19 protein-coding genes and 1 tRNA gene are annotated in these 15,908 nt (G+C 67.4%); 13 read left to right on the forward strand and 7 right to left on the reverse strand.

Features of this window, described 5'->3' with window-relative positions:
* Window positions 1-41 precede the first annotated feature (41 nt).
* Entirely contained in the window at window positions 42-383 is a 342-nt protein-coding gene (locus QUE44_RS04325; protein WP_286216070.1) for a YkvA family protein, read from the reverse strand.
* A gap of 146 nt (window positions 384-529) precedes the next feature.
* On the opposite strand from QUE44_RS04325, the gene QUE44_RS04330 reads away from it, so the two are divergent.
* The 6 genes from QUE44_RS04330 to QUE44_RS04355 all read left to right on the forward strand — a co-directional run bounded on the left by QUE44_RS04330 (window position 530) and on the right by QUE44_RS04355 (window position 4,730).
* The gene (locus QUE44_RS04330) at window positions 530-1,447 is read left to right on the forward strand and encodes a hypothetical protein (RefSeq protein WP_286216071.1); all 918 of its coding nucleotides are present in this window, start codon (window positions 530-532) and stop codon (window positions 1,445-1,447) included.
* A gap of 786 nt (window positions 1,448-2,233) precedes the next feature.
* Window positions 2,234-2,560 carry an SPFH domain-containing protein gene (locus QUE44_RS04335; protein ID WP_286216072.1) on the forward strand — a complete coding sequence of 109 codons (327 nt, stop codon included), beginning with the start codon at window positions 2,234-2,236 and terminating at the stop codon, window positions 2,558-2,560.
* Window positions 2,557-3,066 carry an SPFH domain-containing protein gene (locus QUE44_RS04340; protein WP_286216073.1) on the forward strand — a complete coding sequence of 170 codons (510 nt, stop codon included), beginning with the start codon at window positions 2,557-2,559 and terminating at the stop codon, window positions 3,064-3,066. Before QUE44_RS04335 ends, QUE44_RS04340 begins: the two co-directional genes overlap by 4 nt.
* Entirely contained in the window at window positions 3,036-3,377 is a 342-nt protein-coding gene (locus QUE44_RS04345; protein ID WP_286216074.1) for an SHOCT domain-containing protein, read from the forward strand. Before QUE44_RS04340 ends, QUE44_RS04345 begins: the two co-directional genes overlap by 31 nt.
* Before the next feature lie 347 nt (window positions 3,378-3,724).
* Window positions 3,725-4,150 (forward strand): single-stranded DNA-binding protein, encoded by a 426-nt coding sequence (locus QUE44_RS04350; protein WP_286216075.1) that lies wholly within the window; start codon window positions 3,725-3,727, stop codon window positions 4,148-4,150.
* Window positions 4,151-4,160: 10 nt separating this feature from the next.
* Window positions 4,161-4,730: a hypothetical protein gene (locus QUE44_RS04355; RefSeq protein ID WP_425558046.1), complete on the forward strand. Its 570-nt coding sequence runs from the start codon at window positions 4,161-4,163 to the stop codon at window positions 4,728-4,730.
* Between the two features lie 419 nt (window positions 4,731-5,149).
* On the opposite strand, the gene QUE44_RS04360 is transcribed toward QUE44_RS04355, so the two are convergent.
* Window positions 5,150-6,013, reverse strand: a complete 864-nt coding sequence (locus tag QUE44_RS04360; RefSeq protein WP_286216076.1) for a GIY-YIG nuclease family protein — start codon at window positions 6,011-6,013, stop codon at window positions 5,150-5,152.
* 189 nt (window positions 6,014-6,202) lie between these two features.
* Here QUE44_RS04360 and QUE44_RS04365 point away from each other — a divergent pair, with 189 nt between their 5' ends.
* Complete coding sequence (locus QUE44_RS04365) at window positions 6,203-6,634, forward strand: single-stranded DNA-binding protein (protein ID WP_286216077.1); 432 nt, start codon at window positions 6,203-6,205, stop codon at window positions 6,632-6,634.
* A 98-nt stretch (window positions 6,635-6,732) separates the two neighbouring features.
* On the opposite strand, the gene QUE44_RS04370 is transcribed toward QUE44_RS04365, so the two are convergent.
* Window positions 6,733-6,906, reverse strand: a complete 174-nt coding sequence (locus QUE44_RS04370; RefSeq protein ID WP_286216078.1) for a hypothetical protein — start codon at window positions 6,904-6,906, stop codon at window positions 6,733-6,735.
* Window positions 6,907-6,954: 48 nt separating this feature from the next.
* Window positions 6,955-7,527 carry a site-specific integrase gene (locus tag QUE44_RS04375; protein ID WP_286216079.1) on the reverse strand — a complete coding sequence of 191 codons (573 nt, stop codon included), beginning with the start codon at window positions 7,525-7,527 and terminating at the stop codon, window positions 6,955-6,957.
* Between the two features lie 837 nt (window positions 7,528-8,364).
* Here QUE44_RS04375 and QUE44_RS04380 point away from each other — a divergent pair.
* Both QUE44_RS04380 and QUE44_RS04385 read left to right on the forward strand, forming a co-directional pair.
* Window positions 8,365-9,548, forward strand: a protein-coding gene (locus QUE44_RS04380) for an IS3 family transposase (protein WP_286216080.1) whose coding sequence is annotated in 2 segments (ribosomal slippage) — window positions 8,365-8,626 and window positions 8,626-9,548 — 1,185 coding nt in all. Because the reading frame shifts where the segments join, the coding sequence is not laid out codon by codon here.
* A gap of 104 nt (window positions 9,549-9,652) precedes the next feature.
* On the forward strand, window positions 9,653-10,666 hold the full coding sequence (locus QUE44_RS04385) for an IS481 family transposase (protein WP_286216081.1): 1,014 nt from the start codon (window positions 9,653-9,655) through the stop codon (window positions 10,664-10,666).
* 160 nt (window positions 10,667-10,826) lie between these two features.
* Here QUE44_RS04385 and QUE44_RS04390 read toward each other — a convergent pair.
* A tRNA-Pro gene (locus QUE44_RS04390) sits at window positions 10,827-10,900 on the reverse strand.
* Window positions 10,901-11,048: 148 nt separating this feature from the next.
* Here QUE44_RS04390 and QUE44_RS04395 point away from each other — a divergent pair.
* Both QUE44_RS04395 and QUE44_RS04400 read left to right on the forward strand, forming a co-directional pair.
* Window positions 11,049-12,215: a pyroglutamyl-peptidase I gene (locus tag QUE44_RS04395; protein ID WP_286216082.1), complete on the forward strand. Its 1,167-nt coding sequence runs from the start codon at window positions 11,049-11,051 to the stop codon at window positions 12,213-12,215.
* A 7-nt stretch (window positions 12,216-12,222) separates the two neighbouring features.
* Window positions 12,223-12,726, forward strand: a complete 504-nt coding sequence (locus QUE44_RS04400; RefSeq protein WP_286216084.1) for a nucleoside deaminase — start codon at window positions 12,223-12,225, stop codon at window positions 12,724-12,726.
* Window positions 12,727-12,772: 46 nt separating this feature from the next.
* Here the strand turns inward: QUE44_RS04400 and QUE44_RS04405 are convergent, their stop codons facing one another.
* A complete protein-coding gene (locus QUE44_RS04405) occupies window positions 12,773-13,762 on the reverse strand; it encodes an MFS transporter (RefSeq protein WP_350226891.1) in 990 nt (329 codons plus the stop codon).
* The gene (locus QUE44_RS13980; RefSeq protein ID WP_350226892.1) at window positions 13,654-14,124 is read right to left on the reverse strand and encodes a hypothetical protein; all 471 of its coding nucleotides are present in this window, start codon (window positions 14,122-14,124) and stop codon (window positions 13,654-13,656) included. The genes QUE44_RS04405 and QUE44_RS13980 overlap by 109 nt, the downstream gene beginning before the upstream one ends.
* A 90-nt stretch (window positions 14,125-14,214) precedes the next feature.
* On the opposite strand from QUE44_RS13980, the gene QUE44_RS04410 reads away from it, so the two are divergent.
* Both QUE44_RS04410 and QUE44_RS04415 read left to right on the forward strand, forming a co-directional pair.
* Window positions 14,215-15,138: an alpha/beta hydrolase gene (locus QUE44_RS04410; RefSeq protein ID WP_286216086.1), complete on the forward strand. Its 924-nt coding sequence runs from the start codon at window positions 14,215-14,217 to the stop codon at window positions 15,136-15,138.
* Window positions 15,135-15,905: a glycerophosphodiester phosphodiesterase family protein gene (locus QUE44_RS04415; RefSeq protein WP_286216087.1), complete on the forward strand. Its 771-nt coding sequence runs from the start codon at window positions 15,135-15,137 to the stop codon at window positions 15,903-15,905. Before QUE44_RS04410 ends, QUE44_RS04415 begins: the two co-directional genes overlap by 4 nt.
* Window positions 15,906-15,908 lie beyond the last annotated feature (3 nt).

Below are 15,908 nucleotides of genomic sequence, written 5' to 3' on the forward strand. Positions count from 1 at the left end.
GTTGTGCGATGCGCCCGCGATTGGCCTCGCGGGCCTGTCGTCTAGCCCTTGTACTTTCCGTCGTGGTTGGCGCGCTCCCACTCGCGGAATGCGACGAGCTCGCTGCCGAGCACGGCCACGACTCCCGTGACGACGGCGGCGTCGTCGGTCAGCCCGAACGGAAGCAGATCAGGGACCAGGTCGATGGGCGACACGACGTAGCCGAGCCCGCCGAGGAGGGCGGCGATCTGCGGCGTGGCGAGGGCGTAGTCCTTGTTGTGGACGGCCTTGGCCAGGCGGAACAGGGTGAGGAACTCGCGGCTCATCTTGCCCAGCAGCTTCTGGACGAGGTTCTCATTGGCGCGGTTGAACTCGAAGTTCGGAGTGGCGGCGGTGACGGTCATGGCAGGTATCCTCTTGACGCCTCATACGAGGCTTTTTCCTTCCGGCCCAGTCGAAGCGAGTGCTACTCTTGGCTGGTACCGCATTGTCAGATCACTTATTTTCTGGCGATGCCGAAAAAGTAACACCGTGCTGGAGGGGTGTCAACATGAAAATCGAGAATCGTCTCGAAGTGCTCGTCGTCCCCGTCGCGGGGTACTTCGAGTCACCTGAGCCGCCGAACTGGTTGGACGGCGTCGTCACCCCCGGTCGCGCCGCTCTCCTCGCTCACGTGCGCGACGGGGATTGGCTCCGCGGCCCAGTTGCATCCGAGGCGACGCCGCGGAGCGTCGCCACTGATCTGGCACAGGCCGCCTACCGGGAGCTCCTCGGCCAGAGCATGCCGCGAACGGCAAAGGTCGACCACGTCGGCTTCATCGAAACGACCGACCCCGCCTCGCCCGTCCAGCTCGTGTACACGGTCGCCTGGCCCGTGTCGGTGCCCGAGATCCCCACCGAAGAGGCTTCGTGGGTGAATCTCGCTTGGGGCGAGGTCGCGGCCGAGCTGGCCAGCGAGGTTCGAGACTCCGTTCGCGACTACTGGCGGCAGGCTCTCGAGGAAACCCCTGCAGTCGTATCCCTACTGCCGAAGTACTTCACGATCAGTCAGATGCACGAGATGTATGAGGCACTCTGGGGGCCACTCGACTGGGGCAGCTTCAAGGACTTCGCCGTTGGACGCAACCGCGACAGCATCGCAACCGTGGTCAAGGACACCCAGGCGGTCAAGGCAGAGCGCGACGCCTCATTCAACGACTTGGCCGGCAAGGGCGCAGCCAAGAAGCTCGTCGGCGGCGGCGTCGGGCTGAGCCTCGGCACACTGGCCATCCCGGCACCGCTTCTCGCAGCGCCGGCCGCGATGGCCGCGGCGATCGTGTCGGGGACCACGGCCTACCAGCGCAGCGCCCGCGGTCGTGCCCCCGAGTGGTACCGGGCGACACCCAATCCGCCGGAGTACCTCGAACACATCTTCACAATCCGACCCGACTGGATGCCCAAGGCCAATCGAACCGCGAAGTCCAGGTAGCCACCGAGCCCGCGCTGCGCATACGCACCACCGCCCCGCCGAGCGAGACCACGGGCGATACTCGGCTAACGAGAACACCCGCGGTGTGGCAGTGGATCTCACAGGCGGCGGACTACCGGTCCACAGCCCCAAGGCGCTCGCACATTGGCCGCGCGATGGGGCGCTCTCCGACCACCGACCTGCCGCACCAACACCCGACCGGGAGTCCGTGGCGGCCCGGCGGCGCGCAAAGCCAGGAGCACGGAGGACCCCTAGCCATGATCGTCGCGGACGCAGGTCACGTATCGGTGCGGCTGACCGCGGTCCCGTGCTCGCCAGGCAAGTGCACAGTTGGTACGAGACGAGGACCCCTCAAGGCGCCGCGCGACGCCGCTGAGACATCGGGCTAGAGCGCGACTTCAGAACCGCGCATCGAGGCCCACCTGCGGACCAGGCCAAATGCAACTCTCGACAGTCGGCTGCGGCACAGCCTCGTCTCAGGAACGGCTCTCACCATGTGCACGAGGTGCATAGATTAAGCAACGGAGTCCCGAATGGCGCTCCATGGGGCCCCTATGATTTGGGCTACGTGCAGGCGCTGAGGGAGCGAGGACGGCATGGCGGCCGAGTGCAACGTGGAACCGGGGGCTATGGCCCTGTTCGATGACGCTGACGTCAGGCTCGGGCCTCTCGTCGGGAAGCGAGGCAACTGTTGCAGCATTTCTGTGAGCGAACTCCCGAGCCATCTCGGCACGAGCGCGCCACAACCCGACGTAGCACGTGTTCACGCGCGATAGAGGGGTAGACGTGGGAATCATCCAAGCTTTCACCGGTGCCGTACAAGGCACGTTCGCTGACCAGTGGAAGGACATCATCACCGCCGGCCAGTTCAGCGAGCACACCGTCGTCGCCCCCGGGATCTACCAACGGTCCAACAACGGCCGCGGCGTGAACTTCAACGGCTCTGCCGACGTGATCTCCAACGGTTCGAAATTCTTCGTCCCCGAGAACACGGCAGCGTTCGTCTTCAGCCAGGCCGGCATCGAGGACATCATCACGGAACCCGGTGGCTACGAGTATCGGTCAGGCCAGGCGAGCATCTTCAACCGCGACGGGCTGTCGGCTTCCTCTTGAAGCAGGCCGCCAGTCGAATCGGCTATGGAGGCCAAACCTCAGATCAGAAGTATCTCGTATTCGTCAATCTACGGGAGATCCGAGGACTGAAGTTCGGCACGCGTGGGCCTGTGGTGTACCACGACAAGTTCTATGGGACCGACCTGGAACTCCTCGCCTTCGGGACATTCTCGCTGCGCGTGGTGGACCCAGTTGCTTTCGTACGGAACTTCCTCCCGGCGAACGCACGGCACTACGCCTTCGACAGCATCGAGGCACGGCAACAGATCGCTTCGGAGTTCATCCAGGCGTTCATCGCCGCCGTGAACTCCCTCTCGGCGACCTACCGGATCTCCGAGCTCCCTTCACAGTCCACGGCAATCGCAGAGCTCATCGCGGACGACAACTCCACCTTGGGCTCTTGGATTACGCGCTATGGGCTCGACGTCGTTCAGGTCGGCATCGAGAGCATCGAGTTCTCCCCGAGTCGCGCGAGTTGGTCAAGCGGTTCTCCACCAACAAGATGAACCTCTCGGCGTACGAAGGAGTCTCGCAGCACGCCTCCAACGTCTCGGCACAGCAGAAGGTCGCCCAGGGCATCGAGGACCACGGGTTCGGCGACGGCGGCGGAATGCTCCTCGGCATGAACCTCGCTCAGGCCATCAACCCGATGACCGCTGCGCCGCAGGCGCCGGCGGCAACACCTACGGCGTCGACGCCACGGATGTCACTTGACGAACAGATCGAGATGGTCAAGAAGCTGAAGGACCTGGTCGACGCAGGCATCCTCACCGCGGAGGAGTTCGAGGCGAAGAAGAAAGAAGTGCTTGGCCTCTGAGATTTGATGCACAGGGCGACGAGTGTCTGTCCTCGTTACAGCGACCGCCAGGCACGCCGTTTGCGCGAACGAGCCACAGGGGCTTGCTAGTTCTGCGGTCTCCGCTTCAGGGACCGACCAAAGACGCGACGCCGAAGTAGTGGGCTAGACGGTCGTCACGGAACGGAGCTTCTAGCGTCGCGCTCGCACAGATTCCCCGTTCGGGTGAACGATCGGAGGAAGCACCAGCTCTGTGGAAGAGCCGCCCACCGATGCATGGTTGCGCAGTCCCACTCCGCCGGGGACGCCGAGTGCACCTGTGCTGTAGCGCGCGGCCGGCTCGGCCGCCTGACAGGCAGGAGCACGCCATGGCGATCAAGACGCAGGAGTCCTTGTCGGGGTTCATCGCGTCCGACCCGCAGCTCTCGTTCAACTCCAAGGGCGAGGCGAGGTTCTACGTGCGCGTCGCCCAGGAGCACTTCGAGCGCAACACCGACGGGTCATTTACCCAGGGCGAGACGACATTCCACGACTTGGTGATGTTCCGCCGCACAGCCGAGCGTGCGTTCCAGATGTTCGCCAAGGGCGACGCGTTTGTCGCCGAGGGCTACGTTCGGAACTTCACGTTCGAGCGCGACAAGCAGACCCTCGCAGGTGAGGAGTTCGTCGCCAAGCGACTCGGTCACGACTCCGCGCGAACCGCATACGCCGTTGATCGCGAACGTCGCCGCATCAAGGCCGTCGAGCCCGCTGCCCCGGCGCCGGCGGCGGCGGTGCGACCGGTCAGCCTGTGAGGAGCTTACGGTGACGCGCGAGGACGACTTCCAGGTACCGCTCGAAGACGAGCCCGATCTCGTGGCGGGTGGGGACCCGCACTCGCGCGCTGACGAGTCGGCGATGGAACCGCCGCGTCCATTGAACTGGAACCTTCTCACGTCCACCAACGCGCGCTTCGAGTGGAACGAGCTGGACGGGTGGGTGAAGTGGCTGCGCGACACATACGGGCTCGGGCCCACGACGTTGCCGCCGTTCTGGCACAGGCACTGGGACCTCGTCTGGGAACTGTCCGCGTTGCACCTTCACTGGTTGTGCGCGTACGACCCGCAGCAGCACGGGTCCGCACCTCTGGGATGGCATCGCGACTTCCACGACGCGTCCGTCCGCCTGAGGAACTGGACAGCCGACTGCGGAACGAAACTCGATCGCGACCGCCCAACCCGCGTAGCCGCATGGCCCGGCGCGCCACTCCGAGAGTTAGCGACTGAAGTCGTCATCGCGGACCGCGACGCAGACTTCGCCGCCTTCGTCGACGCCGACGTCGCGGGGCGCCGCGCTCGGGAAGACGCGCTCATCGCCGCGATCGCGGCGGCGTAGGCCTCTGCAGACCTACGGGCCAGTTCCTGCGGCACCGGTGCGAGATGCGAATCGCTCGCGCAGAAGGCGCATCCCATCACCGTTCCACCAGTCTGCGCTGACCCATCCGGTGCTCATACCGGACTCCTGCACGAAGCGCTCGACCTTTCGGTCATCGGGCTGACCGAGAAGCGGAGCACCGACGAGTTCGCTTGCGGCCTCTTCGATGATCGTCGCCAACGCTTCGAGATCGGGGGAAGAGGTTGACCCGCGAGTACGGACTTGAGCTCACGCCACAGCATTGGATCACCGCGGAGGCCCCACTGCTGCGGCTCGGGATCGAACAACTCGCCAATGCTCACGATCAGGCTCCAAAGGGTTCAAGAAATCCAGGGCGCGGGGCGCGAGCCACTGAATACGCTGCGCGGCGTTGGGACACTTCAGTTGCGGTTGAAGCCGTACTTGCGAGTCAACAACGTCTCCTTGAAATGCGACTCGGCGGCGTCGACCTCGTCGGGGGTGGTGTTCGATCCGAACACCCGCAGCAGGCTCCAGGTGAAGTGCTGCGCCCGTTCCGGGTCGACGCCGAGCGCGTCGCGCAAGGCGACGTTGCCGCCATGTCCCGAGTCCGCGTACTGCCGCCACCGACCCAGGATCCGCTGAGAGCCATCGGCCTTGCCGACGTAGAGCTTCCCGGTGCTCCGATCGGCGATCAAATAGATCCCCTGCACTGCCCCGAGTGCCGTGCGCCATGAGTCGTATCGAGCGTCGTTCACGACGTCCTGGAGCTCTGCGTAGGTGACCGCGACGCGGTCGAACCCGGGAAACGGAACCGCGTCGGGGTCGGAGATCTCCACCACGGGGAAGGACGATGCCGAGACCCCGGGTTTGACCCAGTTGATGAAGTCCTGGGACCACTCGACCACAAGCCGTCGATCGAGCTTGGCGAGCAGGTCCGACTTCACGAGGTTGTAGAAGCGGTCGATCGCGTTGCGCTCCTCGACGGATTCGCCCAGGTTCTCGTACGCACCGTAGAAGCGGGTCCGATGCCCGCCGTCGGCGAGGAACACAAGCCACCAGCGCGGCGGATTCTTGGGGAACTTGCCACCGCCGGCGCCCTGGCGGCGCGTGTAGGCGATCACGGCTTCAGCCGTCGCGTCGTTCGGAGACGCCAGGCCCTCGGCCTTGAAGGTGTGCCTGATCACGAGCACGTCTGCGAGGTCGATTCCGGCGCTGGCAAGGACGTCTCCCAGCGTCAGCTTTCCCTGCCATGCATGTGAAGCTTCATTCGGTTCCCCAGTCATGAACGTCACCTTAGAGGCCGGGTCTGACGATCGACCCTGCCTTTGGGCCGACGCGCTGACGGGGTGCGGCGCAAACCGTCGACGCGGCGGACGCGTGCACCTGCGGCACGACGTCTCCGGGCCTTAGTCGCGCACCTGACCGGTACAGGCGTCACCACGACGCCGACGATCATGAAGGAGGGCGGCGTCATGTTCCGCACCCGCACATCACTGTCCGGATTCATCGTGAGCGAGCCGGCCCTCACGACCACCGAGCGGAGCGACGCGCGCCTCTACGTCCGCGTCGGCCAAGAGCACTTCCACCGCGGCGAAGGCGGCTCGTTCACCCCGCTCGAGCCGACGTTCCATGACCTGATCGTCTTCGGCCGCACCGCAGAGCGAGCCGCCGAGCACCTCGCCAAGGGCGATCGGTTCATCGCCGAGGGACGCATCCGCAGGTTCACCCGCGTCGGCAGTGACGGCGTCCAGACCGACACGGAGGAGTTCATCGCCACGAGGATCGGACAGGACGTCGCCCGCACGAGCTACACCGTCGAACGCGCGCGTCGCACCAGGCAGGAGCCGTCGGCCACGCCCGAGGAGATGGCCACCCAGCCCGCTCCCCCGACCCTGACGGCGTGACGGCCCCGGCGCGTCGGCAATTACTCGTCCTTCGCGAATACCCGGTCGAGCATCGCCGCCGTCGCCGGATTCACCATCTCGGGCGGCTTGATGTAGGGCTATATCGTGATTCTCGGGTCCGTGTACCCGAGCAGCTCCGCCGCTAGCTCCACGCCACCCTCGTCATTGATCGCGGTCGCGACGGTCCGTCGGCACATGTGCGGCATGACTCCCGTGATGCCCGCACGTTCGAGAACCATCCGGAACTGCCAGCGCACGTTGTTGGTGGTCAACGGCGTCCCGTCACGCGTGCAGAACAGCAGCGCGTCGAGCGAGTGGTCCTACAATCGCGCCAGCCGGCGCCGTACCGCCTCGGCAGTCAACGACGGGATCGCCACGGTCCTCACCGACTTCACCGTCTTCGGGTGGTCCTGCCGCTTCGTCGGCTCACCATGGAGACTGACGATGGTCCCGGCGATGCGGATCGACCGCGTCGTGCTCGTGACGTCGACATCGCGGCGACGGATGGCCAGGACCTCGCCGACGCGCGCGGAGGCACCGAGCATCAACTCAATGATCGCGCCGAGCTGCCCGTCCGGCCGGGGCCCTGAGCACGAGCCACCCATCTCCCAGGAGGCGACCGCCGCGCGCACCGCGTTCACCTCGGTGGCCGTGAGCGCATTCGGCATCGATGCAGGGCTCCGCAGCGGTGAGACGTGCGCCATCGGATTGCGTGGCAGCACCACGTGCCGCACGGCCAGCTCGAGCGCGAGCCGGAGTTCCACCCGGACATGCTTGGCGCGACTGAAACTCCGGTTCGCGAGAACCTTGAGGTACTGGTCGCAACGGGCGACGCCGATCTCCCGCAACGTGAGGCCCTCGAACACCGGCAGGACAGTCTGCGCATGTCCCACTCGTACAGCTCCAAGGTGCGCTTCGAAGTCCGCTCCTCGAGCGCGAGATCCTCGAGCCAGTGAGCCACCAGGTCCGGAAGGGGACTGTCGGGCGGAAGGACCGAGCTGGCGGGCTGAAACAGGCTCCGGTTGGCGAGCCTGGCCTTCAACGCCTGCTCCGCCTGGCTATGCGTCTTGGCAGTCGTCTGCACGAGACGATTCTTGCCGTCCCAGTCGCGGTAGCGGGTCCGCGCGACCACACGCCCACGGGGCGCCTCGAAGTGGGCGATGTCGCCGAAGGTACCGATGGTCAGCCGCGCGCGCGCCACGGTGTCACCGCCCCTCCGCAGGAGACGCATCGCGCTGGTGCTCGACCCAGAGGCGCACGTCCGACACCGAGAACTTCAGGCGCTTGCCGAAGGGGTAGCCGCGCGGCCCGACGCCCCGAGTCCGCCAGTCGTACACGGTGGAGACCGGAACGCCCCGGGTTCGCGGCCAGCTCGCTTACATCGAGCAGCGGCTCCAGGCCCTAGTCGTTGTCCACGGTGCGGTTTTCGGCGCTCATGCCGCATATGCGCAGAGCGCGCACCCAGGACTACCGAAACCGACCGCCACCATCGCGGGCCTGCAGCAGCGCGGCCGCCGGGAGGCGCGGCCACTAGTCCAAAGTGATGAGCGCCTGACACCCGGACCAAGTCCCACGAAACAGAAAGGTCCTGGAAACCCTTAGGTTTCCAGGACCTTCCCGTCTGCTACACGTCGGGCTGACAGTGTCCGATGTCAGTGGTGGGCGGCCTAGGGATTTCGGACGGTGGGCCCTCTTAAACTGAGGGTGCTACTGAAAGAGAGATCTGCAGGATGACTGCATCACGACGGCGTTTCAGCCAGGAGTTCAAGGACGAGTTGTGCCAGGAGGTGATCTCGACCTCGAAGCCGATCCGGGAAGTCGCTGAGGCGTACGGTGTGGGTCCCGAGACGTTGCGTAACTGGCTGGTGAAGTACCGCGACACGCACGGGGGAGCCGAGACCGAGTTGACGGTGTCCGAGAGGGCACGGCTGAAGGAACTCGAGCGTGAGAATCAGGAGCTTCGGGCGGAGACCGCGTTCTTGAAAAAAGCCACCGCCTACTTCGCGAGGGAACAGCGGTAGTGGGCAAGTACGAGTACATCGATTCCCTCAGGAACGACCCGACTACGACGGACCCGGTGTGGAAGATGTGCCGGTGGTTGGCGGTGTCGACGTCGGGGTTCTACGACTGGCTGGGGCGTCCCCAGTCGGCGACCGCTGCGCGCCGGGAATTGCTCACCGGGCGGGTGCATCACTTCTTCGCGGCCTCTGATGGCACCTACGGGTATCGGCGTATTCACGCTGACCTCGTCGCCGAGGGTGTGCAGTGCTCGCCGGAGTTGGTGCGTCAGATCATGCGCCACGAGCACCTGGTGCCCTGCCAGCCCCGTCCATTCCGGGTCACGACCGAGGCGGACGCGGAAGCGGCCGCGCTCATGCCCGATCTGGTGAAGCGGGACTTCACTGCCGATGGTCCTGGGCAAAAGTTCGTCGGTGATATCACCTACATCCATACCTGGCAGGGCTTCATCTATCTGGCCACGGTCATCGACTGCTACTCGAAGAAGGTCGTCGGGTGGTCGATCGCCGATCACATGCGTACCGAGCTCGTCGAACACGCACTACGCAACGCCGCCCAGACCACACGAGTCGAGCCAGACGCGATCTTCCACTCGGACCGCGGCAGCGTCTACACCTCGACCGCATACCGGACGTTGGTCAAGGACCTGGGCATGCGTTCCTCGATGGGACGCACAGGCGTGTGCTGGGATAACGCGATGGCCGAGTCGTTCTTCTCAGCGTTGAAGAACGAACGCGTTCATCGCACCGTCTACCCGACGAAAGCACACGCACGACGCGACGTCATCGCCTACATCGAGGGGTTCTACAACAGCCGCCGACGCCACTCCGCACTCGGCTACCAGCGCCCCGACGAGGTCCACTACAGTTACCGACAGCCAGCCCTGGCAGCGTAAGAGAAACCACCAACTCCGCTGTCCGAAATCAGCGAAGCAGCCCATGGATCGTTTACACCTGTGTCGGGGCATCGTTTACACCCCTGGCAGTTTGACGATGGGCCATGGCGGATGGGGACAAGAACCGGGTCATCGTGCTGGCAATCGTCGAGGGCAGCCTGTCTGTCGCAAAAGCGGCCCGCCGCTTCGGTGTGACCCGCCAGTGGATCCACCGCCTCCTGACCCGCTATAGAGCCGGCGGACTCGAAGCGCTCGAGCCGCGTTCACACGCCGCGCATGCTCCCGCCGGGCGGATCCCTGACGACATGCGTGCCCGGGTCGTCGCGCTACGGGATCAACTCGTCAGCGGGGGACTGGACGCCGGTGCGGAGTCGATCCGCGACCGCCTCACCCGCGCCGACATTACCCCACCCGCGACATCCACGATCTACCGGATCCTGCGCGCTGCGGACCGAGTCACGCCGGAGCCCCACAAGCGACCCCGCTCCAGCTGGCAACGCTTCCAAGCCGCCGCCCCGAACGCCTGTTGGCAGTCCGACATGACCCACTGGCAACTCGGCGACGGCACCAAAGTCGAGATCATCTCCTGGCTCGACGACCACTCACAGTTCCTCCTGCACATCACCGTCCACCGCACCGTGACCGTCCGCACCGTCACCGACACCTTCCTCAGCGCTGGCCGAAACCATGGCCTACCAGCATCGACGCTGACCGACAATGGCCGGATCTACACGACCAGACTCGCGGGCCACCACGGCGGCCAGGGCCACTTCGAGCACCTGATCGACTCCCTCGGCATCGAACAGAGGAACGGCCGCCCCGGCCACCCCCAGACCCAAGGCAAGATCGAACGCTTCCACCAGACCCTCAAACGTTGGCTCACCGCGCGAACCGACGCCACCACCCTGGACGCCCTGCAAGCCCTGTTGCGCGCCTTCCAACACGTCTACAACCACGAACGGCCGCACCGCGCCAACGACCGCCGCACCCCCGCCGAGACCTACGAAGCAGTGCCCAAGAACGCACCCCGCGTCGGTCTACTCGGCAAGTTCTGGCGAGTGCGCCACGACACCGTCGACACCGTCGGCGTCATCACCCTGCGGCGCCGCGCTCGCTGACACACGAGTGCTCGTTCCTGGACGCTTTCGTGCACCTGTGTGTCAGCGAAATGACCTTGCGTTGCGGGGTGGCCGCAACCGTCCCTGCCCGCCGCGAAGAGGGCGACGAGAAAGGGCCGCCCTTCCCGGCATTTACCAGGAAGAACGGCCCTTCGTCACGTCGGGCTGACAGGATTTGAACCTGCGACCCCTTGACCCCCAGTCAAGTGCGCTACCAAGCTGCGCCACAGCCCGTGACAGCCAGATAATGCTACCGGACAATCGGGGGTGCCTTGCACCATCCGGCGCAATTCGGCGCGTCGCGCCTGGCCACACGCGGCGGGACACGCGTCCGTCACACCCGGCACATGAAACGGACACGCGGCGCCCGTATGCTCGATTCATGGCACGCGTCCTCATCACCGGATTCGAACCACGGCCCGGCATGGCAGCCGACTCAGCCGCCGACTCCGTCCACATCCTCGCGCAGACTTGGCACGGCGACGGTGCGCTGATCGCGCGAGGGCTGGTCCCCGCATTCGAGGAGGCGCCGCGCAGGCTTCGCGCCTCGATCGCGCGCCACCTGCCCGACGCCGTGATCCTGGTCGCCTCGCGGCCGGGCTCGGCGGAGATCACCATCGAACGTCTTGCGGTCAACCTCGACCACGCGGACGCGCCCGATGCCGCGGGCAACCGTCCCGTCGACGTCCCGGTGGTCCCCGGCGCCGAGGCCGGCCTGTGGACCACCCTGCCCACCCGCGAGATCCTCGACGCACTGCACGCGCGCTCGATACCCGCGCGCCTGTCCCTCTCCCCGACCACCGATGTCGCCAACCACGTCTTCTACTCGCTGCAGCGCGAGCTCGCGCAGTGGCAGGTCCCGAGCGGCCTCATCCACGTGCCCGCGAGCCCCGAGATGGCACTCGGCGGGCCCGCGCTGCCGGCCGAGGTGATCGCCGAGGCCCTCCGCGTCGTGGTCGAGGCGACGGTCGCGGTGCTCGAGGAAGAGTCCTCCACCGTCACCGCCGTCGCTCCCCCGGCACCGCAGGAGGACGATGCCCGGGCCGGGTTCCACGCCGAGTTCGACCCCGAGGCCACGCAGCCCTTCCTCATGCCGATCGCGGAGCCCATCGTCGAGCCGGTTGTCGCGGCACAGTCCAGGCCGTTCGTCCCCACGCTCGAGCCAGAGCCCGAGTTGGAGCCGGAACCCGAGCCGCTCCCCGCACCCGAACCCGCTCCGCACACGTCCCCTATCGCCGTCGCCGAGCCGCCCGCCGCCGCGGACGCCACGTGGCTCCACGACCACACGGACACTCAGGACGCAGCAGACAGCACGCACGACGACCACCCGGAACCTCCCCCTCCAGGCCCCTCACCTGGGAGGAAATCATCACCGGCGGACGCTAGGCATCGTCCGTCACGCCTGTCGTCAACCGATCGTCCCCCAAGCCCGTCCCCCAGCCCCCGGAGAACCCATGGCCACCGGCCTCGCCACCACCGTCACCCTGTCCCTGCCGCAGTGGCTGGTCGCGGACATACCCGCGCTACCCTCCCACCTCGACACCCATGAGGAGCAGATGGCACTGGTGCACCGCCTCGCGGACCGCAACTGGCGCGAGGGCGGCGGCGGACCGTTCGCGGCGATCGTGGTCGACGCGGGCACCGGCGAGCTCGTGTCGGTAGGCGTCAACGTGGTGCTCGGCACCGGCGTGAGTTCGGGGCACGCGGAGGTCATGGCGCTCGGCCTCGCGCAGACCCGCCTGGGCACGTGGGACCTCGGGGCGGAGCGCGACCTCGCGCTCGTGGTCAACTGGCGCCCGTGCGTGCAGTGCTACGGCGCGACCCTGTGGTCGGGCGTCAAGCACCTCGTGGTCGCGGGCGACGGACCCGAGCTCGAGCGCCTCACGCGCTTCGACGAGGGCCCCATGGTCGCCGACTGGGCCGCTCAGTTCGAGGCGCGCGGCATCGAGGTCACCCAGGACGTGCTGCGCGAGGAGGCACTCGCCGTGTACCGCGCCTATGGCGACTCGGCGGCGACCGTCTATAACGCGCGCGGCACGGGCCCCATCGAGTCCGACTGACTCGAGTCCGACTGACTCGAGCCCGACTGACTCAGGCCCCCGGCGACTACCCGGTGGGCACCTTGACGAACAGCATCGCGACGAGACCCAACGCCACCACGGTGATGATCCCCACCACGCCCCAGATGGTCGCACCCGTGAGCGCGATCGCGAGCGTCCACAGCGCGGGCGCGAGGAAGGACACCGCGCGGCCGGTGGTCGCGTAGAGCCCGAAGATCTCGCCCTCCCTGCCGGGTGGGCTGACGCGCGCGAGCAGCGACCTGGATGCCGCCTGCACGGGCCCCACGAAGAGGCACAGCACCAGTCCGCCCACCCAGAACACCATCGCTCCCGCCTCGTGGAGGAATGCCACCGCGAGCCCCGCGATCACCATGCCCGTGAGCGAGATGAGGATGAGCCGGCGCGGTCCGATCCGGTCGTCGACCATGCCGGCGAACAGCGTCGCGACGCCCGCGACAAGGTTCGCGGCGATGCCGAAGATGATGACCTCAGTGGGCTCGAAGCCGAACGCCACGGCGGCGATGATCGCGCCAAACGTGAACACGCCAGCGAGGCCGTCGCGGTAGATCGCGCTCGCGAGCAGGAACCACAGCGTCGAGCGCGCGTCCCTCCACAGGCCCATGAGGTCGCTCCACAACCGCGCGTACCCCGCAAGGAGCGACACGGGTTCGCGCCCCGCGGCGGGCGCCTCTGGCACGTAGCGGAACAGCGGCCACGCGAACACCACGGCCCACAGGGCGCATCCGAGCGCGATAAGGCGGTACGCCATGCCGTTCGACGTGTCCATGCCCCACCAGTCGGCGCCGTCGGCGATGACGACGATCACGAGCGCCACGATCCCGCCCACGTAGCCCAGTCCCCATCCGAGGCCCGAGACGCGGCCCACGGTCGCGGGAGTGCTGACCTGCGTGATGAGCGCGTTGTAGTTCACGCCGGCGATCTCGGAGAACACGCTGCCCAGCGCGATGAGCCCCACGCCGAGCGCGAAGAACGCGGGCGAGGCCTCCACGAAGAACAACCCCACCATGCACGCCACCAGCAGCGCCGTCGCTCCCCGAGCCACGCCTTGCGCTTGCCCGAGGTGTCCGCCCGCTGGCCCAGCACCGGAGCGAGCAGCGCGACCAGGATGCCCGCCACCGTGAGGCCCGTGCCGAGCCCTCCCGCGAGGCTCGACAGCGCGAGCTCATACGCCGGGTGGTCCTCTCCCAGCGCCGCGATCTCGGGATCGATGAAGGACTCCGAGGTCAGGTAGAGCGCCGTGAAGACGAACGTGATAATCACGGAATTGAACGGCTGCGTCGCCCAGTCCCACATCGCCCACGCGGTCACCCGGCCCCATCGCGAGCGTCGGGGCAGTGTCTCGAACGAGTGCGACGGCGCCGTCGCTTCGGTTGTCATGCGCCCAGCGTGCCCGTCCCGCGTGAACTGTGGGAAATCAACACGCGAACGGACCCTGAACTCGGACCCAGAAGATGGGAGCATCGGGTCATGGAAACGCTCACCGGGTGGAGGGACGATGCCCTGGCCGGGTACGCCTCGCGACCCGTCGGGGCGGCGACGCTCGTGCGGGGTCCCGCACCCTCGCAGCCGCGCGCCGCGGTGCTGCACGTGCACGGCTACAACGACTACTTCTTCCAGGACCACCTCGCGGGCTTCTTCGCGGAGGAGGGCCTCGCGTTCTACGCGGTCGACATGCGCCGCGCCGGCCGGTCCCTCCGCGCCGGCGACGTCCCCCACTTCATCGCGGACATCGCGGAACTCGGAGACGACATCGACGCGGCCGTCGCGGAGGTGGCGCGACTGCATCCCGGCCTCCCCGTCATCGTCCACGCGCACTCAAACGGCGGCCTGGCCGCCGCCATCTGGGCGCACGACCGCCCGTCCCCCGCGCTCGCGGGACTCGTCCTCGACAGCCCGTTCTTCGCCGCCCTCACCACGCGCCGCCAGCGGGCGGCCTCCTACTCGGTGCCCGCCCTCGCTCGGGCGCGCCCGTACGCCGTGGTCGCGCGGCACGAGTCCGCGTACGCACACCACCTGCTGAGCGCGAACGGCGGACGCTGGGACTTCGACACGGACTGGAAGACGCCGCTGGGGGTACCGATCCGCGCGGCGTGGCTCGCCGCGGTGCGCCGGGCGCAGTCACGCGTCGCGCGCGGGCTGGCGATTGAGGCTCCCGTGCTGGTGGCCCGCTCCCACTCGACGGGACCGGACGTGCTCGACAACCCCCTCCTCGACGCGCAGGACACGGTGGTGGACGTCCGCGCGATCGCGCGTCACGCCCACCGACTGGGTGCGCGCGTCGACGAGTCCGTCATCACGGGAGGCGTCCACGAGCTCTCGCTGTCCTCCCCCGTCCCCCGCGCCGCGTACCTCGACGCCGTGCGCGCCTGGCTCCCCAAGGTGATTCCATGACGCTCCCCGGTCCCTCGCATCCCTACTTCGCGCCTCGCGTGACGGCCCTCGCGCACCGAGGCTTCTCGCTCGACGGTCTCGAGAACTCGATGACGGCCTTCCAGGCGGCCGTGGACCTGGGCTTCACGCACGTCGAGACCGACGCCCACGGCACCGCGGACGGCGTCGCGGTCGCGCTGCACGACTCGTCTCTGGATCGCACCACGGACGGCACCGGCGAGGTCGCGGAGCTGCCGTGGGAGCGCGTCAAGGGCGCCAGGATCGGCGGCGTCGAGCCCGTCCCCCTGCTCGAGGACATCCTGGGCACGTGGCCGGAGCTGCGCGTGAACATCGACGTCAAGGGCGAGTCCGGAATCGTCCCGATCGCCGAGGCCATCGAGCGCACCGGCGCTCACGATCGTGTGTGCGTGGCCTCGTTCTCCGGTGCGCGTCGCGACGCGACCGTCGCGCGGCTCAGCAGGCCCGTGGCGACCAGCGCGGGCACGTCCGAGGCCGCGCGCTTCTTCCTGGGCGGCGCGCTCGGGCTGGGGACGCTGCGCTCGCTGCGCACGGTCGACGCGCTGCAGATCCCGTGGCGCGTGGGCGTCGTTCCGGTGCTCACCGCGCGGCACGTGCGGATCGCGCACGCCGCAGGCGTCGCGGTGCACGTGTGGACCGTCAACACCGCCCCCGAGATGGAGGCGCTGCTCGATGCCGGCGTCGACGGGATCGTCTCCGACCGCGCTGACGTGCTGCGCGACGTGCTCACCGCGCGCGGGCTGTGGTGAGCG

This window comes from Demequina sediminis (assembly GCF_030296675.1).
GTDB lineage: Bacteria > Actinomycetota > Actinomycetes > Actinomycetales > Demequinaceae > Demequina > Demequina sediminis.

Bases quoted from the DNA above. Each gene is read 5' to 3' on its own strand.
- QUE44_RS04325 (WP_286216070.1), bottom strand. From the start codon at position 383: ATGACCGTCACCGCCGCCACTCCGAACTTCGAGTTCAACCGCGCCAAT.
- QUE44_RS04330 (WP_286216071.1), top strand. From the start codon at position 530: ATGAAAATCGAGAATCGTCTCGAAGTGCTCGTCGTCCCCGTCGCGGGG.
- QUE44_RS04395 (WP_286216082.1), top strand. From the start codon at position 11,049: ATGGCACGCGTCCTCATCACCGGATTCGAACCACGGCCCGGCATGGCA.
- QUE44_RS04415 (WP_286216087.1), top strand. From the start codon at position 15,135: ATGACGCTCCCCGGTCCCTCGCATCCCTACTTCGCGCCTCGCGTGACG.
- QUE44_RS13980 (WP_350226892.1), bottom strand. From the start codon at position 14,124: ATGACAACCGAAGCGACGGCGCCGTCGCACTCGTTCGAGACACTGCCC.
- QUE44_RS04400 (WP_286216084.1), top strand. From the start codon at position 12,223: ATGGCACTGGTGCACCGCCTCGCGGACCGCAACTGGCGCGAGGGCGGC.
- QUE44_RS04360 (WP_286216076.1), bottom strand. From the start codon at position 6,013: ATGACTGGGGAACCGAATGAAGCTTCACATGCATGGCAGGGAAAGCTG.
- QUE44_RS04365 (WP_286216077.1), top strand. From the start codon at position 6,203: ATGTTCCGCACCCGCACATCACTGTCCGGATTCATCGTGAGCGAGCCG.
- QUE44_RS04385 (WP_286216081.1), top strand. From the start codon at position 9,653: ATGGCGGATGGGGACAAGAACCGGGTCATCGTGCTGGCAATCGTCGAG.
- QUE44_RS04350 (WP_286216075.1), top strand. From the start codon at position 3,725: ATGGCGATCAAGACGCAGGAGTCCTTGTCGGGGTTCATCGCGTCCGAC.
- QUE44_RS04410 (WP_286216086.1), top strand. From the start codon at position 14,215: ATGGAAACGCTCACCGGGTGGAGGGACGATGCCCTGGCCGGGTACGCC.